Genomic DNA, 12,659 nt, shown 5'->3' on the forward strand with positions numbered 1-12,659 from the left:
CCCGGCAGTCCACGGGATCCGGTGGCGAAATCCACACCTCGAAGGCCGACGGGAACCGGGGGACAGAGCCCTCCCATGGCCCACCAACCACCGCGTCCCTCGCAAAACAGGCACGTCCCGCTCCGCGAACGCAACTGACCGGTATGCGCTCTTGACTGCTTCCGGAGTGATCGGAATTCTCATGTGCGCGTCAATTCTCATGACGCGTCGAATCAGCTCCGCACCAACCCCCCACACCAGGAGCCACATCGTGACTCGTTCCACCCGAATACGCCGGGCCGCGCTGGCCTCGGGCGCCGTCACCGCCCTCGCCGCCACCCTCTTCACCGCGGCAGGCGCCTACGCCGACCCCGCGCCGAAGGCCGCCCCCGACATCGACGTCAAGGCCGTCAAGGCCGATCTGGACCAGCTCCAGTCGATCGCCGACGCCAACGGCGGCAACCGCGCCCACGGGAAGCCGGGATACAAGGCGTCCGTCGACTTCATCAAGGAGAAGCTGGACAAGGCCGGCTTCACCACGAAGATCCAGGAGTTCGACGGCGGCGGCACCAAGGGCTACAACCTCGTCGCCGACTGGCCGGGCGGCGACGAGAGCAAGACCGTGATGGCCGGCGCCCACCTGGACTCGGTCCCCGCGGGCCCCGGCATCAACGACAACGGCTCCGGCTCGGCCGGCATCCTCGAGGTGGCGCTCGCCGTCGCCAAGTCGGGCCTCAAGCCCACCAAGCACCTGCGGTTCGGCTGGTGGGGCGACGAAGAGGACGGCATGGTCGGCTCGCAGGCCTATGTCGACAAGCTCGGCGCCGACAAGTCGAAGATCGACTCGTACCTCAACTTCGACATGATCGGTTCGCCGAACCCGGGCTACTACGTCTACGACGACGACACCCGCCTGGAGAAGGTCCTCAAGGACTTCTACGCCAAGAAGAACATCACCACCGAGAAGGACACCGAGGGCGACGGCCGCTCGGACCACGCCTCCTTCAAGGAAGCGGGCATCCCGGTCGGCGGCTTCTTCTCCGGCGCGGACTACATCAAGACCGAGAAGCAGGCGAAGGACTGGGGCGGCGAGGCGGGCAAGGCGTTCGACGCCTGCTACCACCAGGCCTGCGACACCACGAAGAACATCGACGACAAGTCGCTGGACACCAACACGGACGCCATCGCCAACGCCATATGGGAGCTCAGCTCCTGAGCCACCCGCCCCACCGCACGGTCAGCACCTGCTGAACCGTCAACTCTCGCGACCCGGCCGCCGGTCCCCGGCAGCCGGGTCGCGGTGTTCTGCCGCGATCCCGAAGCGCCGCCGTTCGCCCGGAGCGGACGGGAGCTGCCGCACGGACGAGACCGTGCTGATCACCTGCTCGTCCTCCGAGCCCTCTTCACGCCGCCCCAGCTCTTCGAGTAGCTGCAGGTCAGCGGCGGACACCAGCGCGACCAGCGGCTTGCCGTGGCGGGTGACGACCACCCGCTCACCGCCGTAGACAACACGGTTGATCAGATCTGCCAGCTCCGCACGAGCTTGCGTCACCGGAATTTCGTAGGCCATGCTCCCATTCTAACGGGATGTACATCCTGTACATTTTTTACGGAGAGAGGAGCAGACATGCTGCGACCGACGGCCCGCTATGTCCTTCCGGAGTTCACCGAGCGCACCTCGCAGGGGACGCGCACCATGGACCCGTATTCCAAGCTGCTCGGCGAGCGGATCATCTTCCTGGGCACCCCGATCGACGACACCTCGGCCAACGATGTGATGGCGCAGTTCATCCACCTCGAACATGCCGCGCCCGAGCAGGACATCTCGCTCTACATCAACTCCCCCGGCGGCTCCTTCACCGCGATGACCGCCATCTACGACACGATGCGCTTCGTGTCGTGCGACGTGGAGACCGTCTGCCTGGGGCAGGCCGCCTCCTCCGCCGCGGTGCTGCTGGCCGCCGGCACACCCGGAAAACGACTGGCCCTGCCCGGCGCCCGGATCCTGATCCATCAGCCGTCGTTCAGCGAACCGATCCAGGGACAGGCCAGCGACCTGCAGATCCAGGCGCAGGAGATGCTGCGCACCCGCGACCTGCTGGAGGAGATGCTGGCGCAGCACACCGGACAGCCCCGCGAGCGGATCGCCACCGATATCGAGCGCGACAAGATCTTCGATGCCCGCGCCGCCCAGGAGTACGGCCTGATCGACCAGATCACCCGCACCCGCAAGCAGTCGGCGCTCCAGCCCATGGCCCGGTGAGTCCGATGCTGCCGCCCGAACCGCCGCCACTGCCCGCACTCACCCGCGCCGAGGGTGAATTCATCGACAGCTATCTCGAAGTGATCGATCTGCTCGGCCGGATCAACCCGACCCGCGCCGCCGGCACCTACAGCGGGCTGCGCGCGGCCCAGGCGCTGGTCGGCAAGGCCACCCGGCTGCGGGACGCGCTGACACTGATGCACAGCCGGGGCGAGAGCGAGCTGCACTGCGCGACGCTGACCCGGGCGCTGCGGGTGCTGGACGGCGAACGCCGGGCCGGACTCGTGTCGATGCCGCCACCCGAGGACATCTGACGCCCGACACACGGAGAGGCTGCGCAGACGGCGTAGCGTCCGCACCCGATCTGAGGAGGCGACGAATTGCGCGGTGCGGGCACAATTCCCTCGGTCCCGGATGTTTCGCCGCTGGTCCGCGGGGTGCAACGCCCCGCACCGCGGCACCTGAGGGAACAAATCTAACCATTCGGGTCAATTGTGACGCATCTCACATACGGCATTTTCAGCTCGGAATTCGGGTGCCGGGTGCGTGACGATCCCTTCGACGACAAGACCCCGCCACAGCGACGGGGCGGTCCGGACGGGCGCCTAATCCCGCCGCCGTGCCGGATGTCCGGTCGACGATGTGGATCGGCGGGAGCGGAGGACCCGAGCAGGACGGGGTCCCGGCCGTCACGGCCGAGGGCTCCTTGGGGTGAAGTCGTATGCACGGCCGGGCATCTTCGCCTGCCCGAACCCGACAGGTCTTCCTTCGCAGGCGGCTGACGAAGGGTTTGCGCATGACCGTGCGCATGCATACGCCGAATTTGCTGGCGCGCGCCGGCACCGTCACCGCTCTGACGCTGGTCACGCTCGGCGGGACCACCGTCGCGCCAGGAGCGGCCGGTAATGCCGAAGCCGCGTCCGTGTCCGTCCATGCGTTGCGGATCGCGGCTTCCAAGAGCGGAGCTCCCTACCGGTACGGCGCCCAGGGGCCGCACGCCTTCGACTGTTCGGGGCTGACGCTGTACTCGTTCAAGCGCGCCGGCCGGGCCCTGCCACGCACCGCCGCGGCGCAGTACGGCCGCACCCGGCACATCCCGGCCGGCGCGCGCCGACGCGGCGATCTGGTCTTCTTCCATTCGCGCAGCGGCATCTACCACGTCGGCATCTACGCGGGCCGGGGCCGGATGTGGCATGCGCCCAAGGCCGGGAGCGTGGTGCGGCTGGAGCGGATCTGGAGCCGTTCCGTCTGGTACGGGCGGGTGGGCTGACCTGCCATTTCGTCACACCGCGCCCGGTCGGGCAGCAGTGGGACCGGGTGGGGCGGCAGGGCGGCTCCGCCGCCGGGCGCGCTGCCGCGTTCCGCCGCCCTGGGGAGCTTTACGCCCCCCAGCGGGCCGGGCGGTGACGACGCTGCGCCCGGCAAGTGCGCGCCGCCCTCCAAGGGCGGCGGTACCTGCGGCGCCCAGGGACGCCGTCGTCAGGCCAGCGCCAGCTCGACGAGCAGGATGCCGCCCAGGACCGTGAGCAGCGCTCCGGTGGTGGCTTCCAGCGCGCGGGCCACCGAGGGACGGCGCAACCAGACGCCCAGCCGGTCGACCAGCAGCGCGACGAGCGGGAACCACACCAGCGCCATGACGACGATCATCGTCGCGAGCAGCAGGGTTCGGGGCAGCGCGGGCGCTCCCGCCGGGACGAACTGCGGAAGCAGGCTGAGGAAGAGGACCGGGGCCTTGGGGTTGAGCGCATTGGTCAGGAAGCCCTGGCGCAGACCTTGTGCGGTACCCAGGAGAGCGGCGGGCCGGGGGCCGTCGGCCGGTGCGTCGGCAGCGGGTCCGGACGTGCGCCGCGCCGCGGCCGGCGGGCGGCGGAGGACCGCGGCCAGGGCGCGGATGCCGAGATACAACAGGTAGACGCCGCCGAGGAGTTGGACGGCGCCCAGGAGCGCGGGCACGGCGACCAGTACCGCCGCGAGCCCGGCCACCGCCAGTGCGGTGTGCACCAGCAGCCCGCCCGCGACTCCGACGGCGGTCGCCACCCCCGCCCGCCGCGAGTCGAGGGCATTGCGCACCACGACCGCGAAGTCCGCGCCCGGCATGGCGACCATGCCAGCGGCGACTCCGGTGAAGGCGATCAGCTGTCCGTCCATACGAGCAGTCTCGCTGGTCAGAGCCTTTAATGGGTATTGGCAATATTCATGGACAGCCTAAAGAGATTCTTATGTACGACCCCACGCGGCTGGCCGCCCTGGTAGCGGTGGCGGAGGCCGGTTCGATCACCCGGGCCGCGGCCCGGCTGGGCTACACGGCGCCCGCGCTCTCCCAGCAGCTCGCCAAGCTGGAGCGGGAGACCGGGGCGGCCCTGCTGGTGCGCCACCACCGCGGGGCGCGGCTGACGGCGGCCGGTGAGCTGCTGCTCGTACGCGCCCGGCGGGTCCTCGACGAGCTGGACCAGGCGCGGCACGAGCTGTCCCGGCTGGCGGGGCTGTCCGGCGGGCTGCTGCGGGTCGGCACGTTCATGACCGCAGGCACCCATCTGCTGCCGCCCGCGCTCAGCGCGTTCCGGCGGGCGCACCCCGATGTGGAGCTGAGCGTGACGGAGTACGTACCGCCGCAGGCGGCGGGGGCGGTGGCACTGGGCGAGGTGGATCTGGCGCTGACGCACGAGTACGTGCCGGGCGAGGCGATGCCGGCGCCGGAGGGGGTGCGTCTGGAGCCGCTGCTGACCGAGGAGCTGGTGCTGGTGACGGCGCCCGGTCACGCCCTGTCGGCGGGCTCCGGACGGCTGCCGCTCGCCGAGCTGGCCGGTCAGCCGCTGGTCAGCATGGCGCCGGCGAACCCCAACCGACGCGAGGTGGAGGCCGCGCTGGCGGCCGCCGGGGCGAGTGTGGCGGTGCGCTGTGAGTCGCCGAGCTATGCGGTGGTGTGCGCGCTGGTGAGCGCGGGGCTCGGGGTGGCGGTGGTCCCGGAGATGGTGGCGGAGGGGTCGATGACGCCGCTGGGGGTCCGGCGGCTCGATCCGCCGGAGCTGCACCGCCGGATCTCGGTGGCCTACCGCCCCGGCGGCACCCCGGCCGCGGACACCCTGCGTGCCCTGTTGCGCGGGGCCTTCATCCGCCACTCCCCCGCGCCGTGACGGCGGACGGGCGCGGCGGAGAACAGATGCCCCCGGACCGCGGCTGCCGGAGAAGGAGGCAGCCGCGGACGGTGGGCCGCCACCGGGGCGGCCGCCGTACCGGGGCGCGGACGGTTGGCCGGGTTCAGTCCAGCGGCGCGGTGGCCACGATCGTGCCCACCGCCCGGTCGAGCTGAGCATCCGTCAGGTCCGCGCGGGCGGTGAGCCGCAGCCGGGAGATCCCGTCGGGGACGGACGGGGGCCGGAAACAGCCGACCGCGAGTCCGGCCGTACGGCAGTCGGCGGCCCAGCGGAGCGCCGCTTCCGGCGAGGGGGCACGGACGGAGATCACCGCCGCGTCCGGACGGACCGCCGTCAGGCCCGCCGCCGTCAGCCGGTCGTACAGCCCCTGGGCGACCGCGACGGCCCGGTCGGCACGCTGCGGTTCGCGGCGCAGCAGCCGTAGCGCGGCGAGGGCGCCGCCGACCGCCGCCGGGGCGAGACCGGTGTCGAAGATGAACGACCGGGCGGTGTTGACCAGATGCTCGATGACCCGGGCCGGGCCGAGCACCACACCGCCCTGGGAGCCGAGCGACTTGGAGAGCGTCACGGTGGTCACCACATCACCGTCACCGGCGAGACCGGCCGCCCACGGCGCGCCGCGGCCCCCCTCGCCCAGCACGCCCAGGCCGTGTGCGTCGTCGACGAGGAGTCCGGCGCCCCGTGTCCGGCAGGCCTCGGCCAGCGCGGGGAGCGGCGCGGCGTCCCCGTCGACCGAGAACACCGCGTCGGTCACGACGAGTGCCCGGCCGTCGTGGCCGGTCAGCGCGGCGCGCACGGCCTCGGGGTCGGCGTGCGGGGCGACTTCGGTACGGGCCCGGGAGAGCCGGCAGCCGTCGATGAGGGAGGCGTGGTTGCCGGCGTCGGAGACGATCAGGGTGCCGGGGGCGGTGAGCGCGGTGACCGCGGCAAGATTTGCGGCATAACCGGAGGACAGCACCAAAGCGGCCTCGAAGCCGCAGAACTCCGCGAGTTCCGTCTCCAGCCGCGCGTGCAGTTCGGTGCTGCCGGTGACCAGCCGGGAGCCGGTCGCGCCGGCGCCCCAGCGGTGCGCGGCCTCGGCCGCGCCACGGGTGACCTCGGGGTGCCGGGCGAGTCCGAGGTAGTCGTTGCCGGCCAGATCCAGCAGCGGGGAGTCGGCCGGGCGGGGGCGCAGGGTGCGCACGAGTCCGGCGTCACGGCGTGCCTCGCCGGCCGCATCGAGCCAGTCGAAGGCCGCGCCGTACGCCGGACGGGCCGGCTCGGTCGCGGGCTCGGCGAGCCTCGCCGGGGCGGTGTCGCGAAGCAGCGACGGGGCGGAGTCCTGCGGCATCGGCGTCCTTCGTCTGTCGGCTTCGATTGTGGGCTGTCGATAGACGTTAGCGGTCGTTCCGCAGCCCCACGGTGTGGCGATACACACACCTCGATCGCGGCTCGTTGTGGGAATCCTCCTTGGCCGGGAGCGGTGGCGTACGTCAGGATCAACGCCATGGACCTGCTGAACACACTGGTGGACAAGGGACTGCGGCGCGAGTTGCCGACCCGCGAAGAGGCGCTGGCCGTGCTGGCGACCTCTGATGACGAACTGCTCGATGTCGTGGCCGCGGCCGGAAAGGTACGCCGTCAGTGGTTCGGGCGGCGGGTCAAACTCAACTACCTCGTCAACCTCAAGTCGGGCCTGTGCCCCGAGGACTGCTCGTACTGCTCCCAGCGGCTGGGGTCGAAGGCCGAGATCCTCAAGTACACCTGGCTCAAGCCCGACGACGCCTCCAAGGCGGCGGCCGCCGGGGTGGCCGGCGGTGCCAAGCGCGTCTGTCTGGTGGCCAGTGGCCGTGGCCCGACGGACAAGGACGTGGACCGCGTCTCGGAGACCATCTCCACCATCAAGGAGCAGAACGAGGGCGTCGAGGTGTGCGCCTGCCTCGGTCTGCTGTCCGACGGTCAGGCCGGGCGGCTGCGCGCGGCGGGCGCCGATGCGTACAACCACAACCTCAACACCTCGGAAGCCACCTACGGCGACATCTGCACCACGCACGACTTCTCGGACCGGGTCTCCACCGTCCAGCAGGCCCAGGCGGCCGGCATGTCGGCCTGCTCCGGGCTGATCGCCGGTATGGGGGAGAGCGACGCCGATCTCGTCGATGTGGTCTTCGCGCTGCGCGACCTGGACCCGGACTCCGTCCCGGTGAACTTTCTGATCCCCTTCGAGGGCACTCCGCTCGCCAAGGAATGGAACCTCACCCCGCAGCGGGCCCTGCGCATCCTGGCGATGGTGCGGTTCGTCTGCCCGGACATCGAGGTACGGCTGGCCGGCGGCCGTGAGGTGCATCTGCGCAGTCTGCAGCCGCTCGCGCTGCACCTGGTCAACTCCATCTTCCTCGGCGACTACCTGACCAGCGAGGGGCAGGCCGGCAAGGACGACCTCGCGATGATCGAGGACGCCGGCTTCGAGGTCGAGGGCACCGACACCACGACGCTGCCCGAGCACCGCAGGCAGGACTCCGGCGAGGCGGCCGACCCGGCCGAGGCCGCCGACGGCGAGACCGGGGACCCGGCCGCCACCGTTCCGGCACCCTCCGACGAGACCCGCCGCGATCTGGTCTCGGTGCGCCGCCGCGGCGCCGGTACCGACCTTCCGCCCAATGCCTGAGCCACTCACCCCGGGCGCCCTGCTCGCGCTCGACCGGCAGCATGTGTGGCATCCGTACGGGCCGATGCCCGGCACCGCCGCACCGCTGCTGGTCGAGTCGGCTTCCGGCGTCCGGCTGCGGCTGGGCGAACCGGTCGAGGGCCGGGACGAGTTGGTGGACGGGATGTCCTCCTGGTGGTCGGCGGTGCACGGCTACAACCACCCGGTGCTCAATGACGCCGCGCGGGACCAGCTGGGGCGGATGAGTCATGTGATGTTCGGCGGGCTCACCCACGAGCCCGCCGTGCGGCTGGCGAAGCGGCTGGTCGACCTGACCCCGGAGCCGCTGCAGCACGTCTTTCTCGCCGACTCGGGTTCGGTGTCGGTCGAGGTCGCGGTCAAGATGTGCCTGCAGTACTGGCGCTCGCTCGGCAAGCCGCGCAAGCAGCGGCTGTTGACCTGGCGGGGCGGCTACCACGGCGACACCTGGCAGCCGATGTCGGTCTGCGATCCGGACGGCGGTATGCACGAGCTGTGGCAGGGGGTGCTGCCGCGGCAGATCTTCGCGGACACACCACCGGCCGGTTTCGACGCCGAGCCCGACGAGGCGTACGCGGCACATCTGCGGGAGCTGATCGGCCGGCACGCCGAGGAGCTGGCGGCGGTGATCGTGGAGCCCGTGGTGCAGGGGGCGGGCGGGATGTCGTTCCACTCCCCCGAGTATCTGCGGGTGCTGCGCGAGGCCTGTGATGAGCACGGCGTCCTGCTCGTCTTCGACGAGATCGCCACCGGCTTCGGACGTACGGGCGCGCTGTTCGCCGCCGAACACGCCGGGGTCGCACCGGATGTGATGTGCCTCGGCAAGGCGCTGACCGGCGGATATATGACCCTGGCGGCGACGTTGTGCACGACGGCCATCGCGGACGGCATCTCGCGCGGGGCCCTGCCGGTGCTGGCGCACGGCCCCACCTTCATGGGAAATCCGCTCGCCGCCGCCGTCGCCGACGCCTCGATCGAACTGCTGCTGGCCCAGGACTGGGCGCAGGAGGTCAAGCGGATCGAGGCCGGGCTGCGGAACGGTCTGGCGCCGGCCGCGGGCATCGCCGGGGTGCGCGAGGTGCGCGTACTGGGCGCGATCGGTGTCGTCCAGCTCGACCACGAGGTGGACATGGCCGCCGCGACCCGGGCGGCGGTCCGGGAGGGCGTATGGCTGCGCCCGTTCCGGGATCTGATCTACACCATGCCGCCGTACATCACCGGTGACGACGATGTGGCCCGCATCTGTGCCGCGGTGTGCGCGGCGGCCCGCGAGGGCTGAACACACCGGCGGCGGTGGCCGGCCCGTCCGTGACGGCCGGCCACCGCCGCCCCTTGGCGACAGCCGCTCGCCCACGAGCCGCTCGCCCGGGCATCATTCGCAGAATCCCGCGCGGAATCGGCCGCGCAGAGTCGGAGGAAGACCATGTCGGTGCTGTTCGTGACGGGCACGGGGACGGAGATCGGCAAGACCGTGACCACGGCCGCGATCGCCGCGGCGGCGCTCGCCCGGGGCCGGTCGGTGGCCGTGCTCAAGCCGGCCCAGACCGGCGTCACGGCGGACGAGACCGGCGACGCGGCGGAGGTCGAACGGCTGGCCGGCCCGGTGACCACCCTCGAACTCGCCCGCTTCCCCGACCCGTTGGCACCCTCGACGGCCGCGCAGCGGGCCGGTCTGCCGCCGGTGCTCCCCCAGGACATCGCCGAGGCCGCCGCCAAACTGGACGCCTCGCACGATCTGGTCCTGGTGGAGGGGGCGGGTGGGCTGCTCGTCCGTTTCGACGCCGAGGGCCGTACCCTCGCCGACGCCGCGCGGCTGGCGGACGCGCCCGTCCTGGTGGTCGCCCAGGCGGGCCTGGGCACCCTCAACGCCACCGCACTGACCGCCCTGGCGCTGCGCTCGTACGGGCTCGACTCCCCGGGCGTCGTCATCGGCAGCTGGCCGGCCGAGCCCGACCTGGCCTCCCGCTGCAATCTGGCGGATCTGCCCGAGGCCGCGGGCGCACCGCTCCTCGGCCTGATCCCGGAGGGCTCCGGCGGGCTTTCGCCGCAGGCCTTCCGCACCGCGGCCCCCGAATGGCTGGCGCCGGCGCTCGGCGGCTCGGACGCGTTCCACATCCCCTCATGACGCCGGCGGGACGTGCGGCACGCCATGACGGTGGTGGACCGCGCGCCCTCCGATGACAGCCTCGCGGTGCCCTACGCCCCCTGCGCCCGGCGCGGACCGAGCGACGAGTTCCTGGCGGACGGCCCCGGCCCCGGCAGGGGACCTGGTGCGCCCGTGACGGCGCGACAGCCCGTACAGATTTCCGACCGGCGGATGCGGCTGCTCCTTACGGCTCCCGGTCCGCCCGGTGGGAAGACTGAACACCAGGAGCGGGCATCGTCGGCGAAAGGGTCCGTCATGTGGCAGCGCGCAAGAGTTCCGCACGGCAGCGTCCACCACCCGGTGTTCGCCCGCTTCTACGCGAACTGCTGCGGTCCGGCCGCGGACGCGCGGGCGGGGGTGGCCGCGCTCCGGAAGGAGTTGCTGACCGGTACCACGGGCCGGGTCATCGAGGTCGGCGCGGGGACCGGCCTGAACTTCGCGCACTATCCGGGCACGGTCTCGGAGGTGGTGGCGATCGAACCGGAGGCCACCCTGCGGGAGGTGGCCAGAGCCGCTGCGGCGCGTGCGGAGGTGCCGGTGGACCTGGTGCCCGGGGTGGCGGAGGCCCTGCCGGTCAAGAGCGAGGCGTTCGATACGGCGGTGGCGTCGCTGGTGCTGTGTTCCGTGTACGAGGTGCAGCGTGCGCTGGTGGAACTGCGGCGGGTGCTGCGTCCGGGCGGTGAGCTGCGGTTCTTCGAGCACGGGCGGGCCGCGGGGCGGGGGCTGCGGGCAGTGCAGTGGTCGCTGGACCGGACGGTCTGGCCGTTGCTGATGGGCGGCTGTCACACCGGCCGGGACCCGTTGGGCGAGATCCGGACGGCCGGGTTCGAGGTGCTGCGGGTGCGCCGGCTGAAGGTGCCGGAGCGCGGGCCGACGCTGCCGACGTCACCGGCGGTGCTGGGCGCGGCCCGGCGGCCGGCCGGCTGACCGGTCCGCGTCGCGGCCGTCAGACCGTCCAGGTGCGCAGCTCGTCCGCGATGGTGCGGATGTCGGCCGTGCCCGCCTTGACGAGGCGGGCGAGGTCGCGGACCTGCTCGGGAGAGATGGTGATCTTCAGTCCACTGGCGACGAGATAGCCGTAGGCCACGGCGGTCGCGAACATGGCGTTCGAGCGCTCCAACGCCGGTACCCGGAGCAGGAGTTGCAGGAGGGATGCGGCCCGTTCCTGGGGCTCGGTGTAGACGGGCACGCCGAATATCTCGGCCTCATGGCGGCTGACGGCGGCCACCAGAGCGCCCCAGTCGGTGACCTGGGGGTCTCCGGGGGTGTGCTGTTCGGCGATGAGAAGGAGCCAGGCGAGGTCGATGCGCAGCGTCACGTGGTGCCCGGCAGTCCTTCGTGGTGGGTGGGGGTCGCGGCACCCTCGGCACCGCCCGGTTCCAGGCCGAATTCCTCGGCGAAGACGCGCTCGTACTGCTTCATGAAGTCGGAGGCGGCCTCGACGAAGGTCTGGCCCACCTCACCGGCGTCCTTGAGGACGAGCTCCTCGATATAGCGGTTCATGCTCACTCCCCGCTGCAGGGCGCGCTCCCGCGCCGCTTCGGCGGTGGCCTCATCCACGCGGACGTTCAGTTGCGTCTTCGCCACCCCTCCAAGCTAGCGCGCATCCGCTAGCAGCGGCAAGCGGCGGCTGGGGTGCGAGGGGGCGGGGCGGGAGGCGCGAGTGACTGACGGTGCACTGGAAGATCCGGTCGCGGGCGACAGGTACGGGGCCGGCGCCGCGGCCGCCCGGTCACACCGCACACAGGAAGCCGCCCGCCCGGAGGCCGCGCGGTGCGGTCGTCGGGCAGGCGGGCGGCACCCAGCGGGCCAGGGTCTGCTTGTAGCCGAAGTCCTGGGTCCAGTAGGCCCGGAGCTTGCCGCCCAGGGCGACACCTATGCCGGTGGCCTTGGAGTGGCAGCCGAGGAGGTTGGCCCGGTGGCCGGGGCTGTGCATCCAGGCGTCGAACGCGCCTTGCGGCGTCCTCGGCCAGGCGTCGATGTTCTCCCCGGAGGCGTCGTCGTATCCCTGCGCCTCCATCCGCTCCTTGGGGCCCTTGCCGTCGGGGCCGGTGTGCGCGTAGAAGCCGTGGGCCGCCATGTCCTGGCTGTGCAGCCGGGCCGCCTTGTCCATGCGCGGGTCGCGGTGCAGGGGCGCGCAGCCGTGCTGCTTCCTGGCGTTGTTGACGAGTCGGTTGATCTCCGCCTCGTAGCGTTCGACCTTGCTGGTGCCGCGCTTGGTGGCGGTCGGCGTGGCCGCGGGAGCGGACGGCTGCCCACCCGGCTCGGCCGTGGCGGTACCGGACCGCGAGGACGGCGGGAAGGCCTCACTGGCCTTCGCGTCGTCGTGGGACTGGAACACGGCCAGCGAGCCGGCGAGAACTCCGACCGCGCCCACGATACCGAGCGGAATCATCCTGGCCCGGCGCCGGTGCGCACCACGCGTCTCACGCTTCGGCGAAGAGAATTTCA

15 protein-coding genes and 1 riboswitch are annotated in these 12,659 nt (G+C 71.9%); of the genes, 9 read left to right on the plus strand and 6 right to left on the minus strand.

Features of this window, described 5'->3' with window-relative positions:
* Window positions 1-250 precede the first annotated feature (250 nt).
* Window positions 251-1,195 carry a M28 family metallopeptidase gene (locus tag Scani_RS10960; protein ID WP_159473015.1) on the plus strand — a complete coding sequence of 315 codons (945 nt, stop codon included), beginning with the start codon at window positions 251-253 and terminating at the stop codon, window positions 1,193-1,195.
* Between the two features lie 39 nt (window positions 1,196-1,234).
* Here Scani_RS10960 and Scani_RS10965 read toward each other — a convergent pair whose 3' ends face one another.
* Complete coding sequence (locus Scani_RS10965; protein WP_159473017.1) at window positions 1,235-1,549, minus strand: type II toxin-antitoxin system Phd/YefM family antitoxin; 315 nt, start codon at window positions 1,547-1,549, stop codon at window positions 1,235-1,237.
* A gap of 57 nt (window positions 1,550-1,606) precedes the next feature.
* Here Scani_RS10965 and Scani_RS10970 point away from each other — a divergent pair, with 57 nt between their 5' ends.
* The 3 genes from Scani_RS10970 to Scani_RS10980 all read left to right on the plus strand — a co-directional run bounded on the left by Scani_RS10970 (window position 1,607) and on the right by Scani_RS10980 (window position 3,512).
* Window positions 1,607-2,242 carry an ATP-dependent Clp protease proteolytic subunit gene (locus Scani_RS10970; RefSeq protein WP_159473034.1) on the plus strand — a complete coding sequence of 212 codons (636 nt, stop codon included), beginning with the start codon at window positions 1,607-1,609 and terminating at the stop codon, window positions 2,240-2,242.
* Between the two features lie 5 nt (window positions 2,243-2,247).
* The gene (locus tag Scani_RS10975; RefSeq protein WP_159475733.1) at window positions 2,248-2,556 is read left to right on the plus strand and encodes a hypothetical protein; all 309 of its coding nucleotides are present in this window, start codon (window positions 2,248-2,250) and stop codon (window positions 2,554-2,556) included.
* A 291-nt stretch (window positions 2,557-2,847) separates the two neighbouring features.
* Window positions 2,848-3,034, plus strand: a riboswitch (cyclic di-AMP (ydaO/yuaA leader).
* A 4-nt stretch (window positions 3,035-3,038) separates the two neighbouring features.
* Window positions 3,039-3,512, plus strand: a complete 474-nt coding sequence (locus Scani_RS10980; RefSeq protein WP_159473037.1) for a C40 family peptidase — start codon at window positions 3,039-3,041, stop codon at window positions 3,510-3,512.
* 209 nt (window positions 3,513-3,721) lie between these two features.
* Here the strand turns inward: Scani_RS10980 and Scani_RS10985 are convergent, their stop codons facing one another.
* Window positions 3,722-4,390, minus strand: coding sequence for a LysE family translocator (locus Scani_RS10985; protein WP_159473040.1), 669 nt, complete (start codon window positions 4,388-4,390; stop codon window positions 3,722-3,724).
* A 71-nt stretch (window positions 4,391-4,461) separates the two neighbouring features.
* Here Scani_RS10985 and Scani_RS10990 point away from each other — a divergent pair, with 71 nt between their 5' ends.
* Window positions 4,462-5,376, plus strand: a complete 915-nt coding sequence (locus Scani_RS10990; RefSeq protein WP_159473043.1) for a LysR family transcriptional regulator — start codon at window positions 4,462-4,464, stop codon at window positions 5,374-5,376.
* 124 nt (window positions 5,377-5,500) lie between these two features.
* Here Scani_RS10990 and Scani_RS10995 read toward each other — a convergent pair whose 3' ends face one another.
* A complete protein-coding gene (locus Scani_RS10995) occupies window positions 5,501-6,727 on the minus strand; it encodes an 8-amino-7-oxononanoate synthase (protein ID WP_159473045.1) in 1,227 nt (408 codons plus the stop codon).
* 156 nt (window positions 6,728-6,883) lie between these two features.
* Between Scani_RS10995 and bioB the strand changes: the two genes are divergently transcribed.
* From bioB to Scani_RS11015, 4 genes are all read left to right on the plus strand, one after another.
* Window positions 6,884-8,044 carry a biotin synthase BioB gene (gene bioB / locus Scani_RS11000; RefSeq protein ID WP_159473048.1) on the plus strand — a complete coding sequence of 387 codons (1,161 nt, stop codon included), beginning with the start codon at window positions 6,884-6,886 and terminating at the stop codon, window positions 8,042-8,044.
* Entirely contained in the window at window positions 8,037-9,341 is a 1,305-nt protein-coding gene (locus tag Scani_RS11005; protein ID WP_159473051.1) for an adenosylmethionine--8-amino-7-oxononanoate transaminase, read from the plus strand. Before bioB ends, Scani_RS11005 begins: the two co-directional genes overlap by 8 nt.
* 144 nt (window positions 9,342-9,485) lie before the next feature.
* Entirely contained in the window at window positions 9,486-10,187 is a 702-nt protein-coding gene (gene bioD, locus Scani_RS11010; protein WP_159473053.1) for a dethiobiotin synthase, read from the plus strand.
* A 276-nt stretch (window positions 10,188-10,463) separates the two neighbouring features.
* Window positions 10,464-11,135 carry a class I SAM-dependent methyltransferase gene (locus Scani_RS11015; RefSeq protein WP_159473056.1) on the plus strand — a complete coding sequence of 224 codons (672 nt, stop codon included), beginning with the start codon at window positions 10,464-10,466 and terminating at the stop codon, window positions 11,133-11,135.
* 19 nt (window positions 11,136-11,154) lie between these two features.
* Here Scani_RS11015 and Scani_RS11020 read toward each other — a convergent pair whose 3' ends face one another.
* The 3 genes from Scani_RS11020 to Scani_RS11030 form a co-directional block, all read right to left on the minus strand.
* Window positions 11,155-11,526 carry a fic family toxin-antitoxin system, toxin component gene (locus tag Scani_RS11020; protein WP_159473059.1) on the minus strand — a complete coding sequence of 124 codons (372 nt, stop codon included), beginning with the start codon at window positions 11,524-11,526 and terminating at the stop codon, window positions 11,155-11,157.
* Window positions 11,523-11,795 (minus strand): toxin-antitoxin system HicB family antitoxin, encoded by a 273-nt coding sequence (locus Scani_RS11025; RefSeq protein WP_159473062.1) that lies wholly within the window; start codon window positions 11,793-11,795, stop codon window positions 11,523-11,525. The genes Scani_RS11020 and Scani_RS11025 overlap by 4 nt, the downstream gene beginning before the upstream one ends.
* Before the next feature lie 145 nt (window positions 11,796-11,940).
* Window positions 11,941-12,585 carry a CAP domain-containing protein gene (locus Scani_RS11030; protein WP_159473065.1) on the minus strand — a complete coding sequence of 215 codons (645 nt, stop codon included), beginning with the start codon at window positions 12,583-12,585 and terminating at the stop codon, window positions 11,941-11,943.
* Between the last annotated feature and the right edge of the window lie 74 nt (window positions 12,586-12,659).

The sequence above is a fragment of the Streptomyces caniferus genome (assembly GCF_009811555.1).
In the GTDB taxonomy this organism is placed as follows: Bacteria; Actinomycetota; Actinomycetes; order Streptomycetales; family Streptomycetaceae; genus Streptomyces; species Streptomyces caniferus.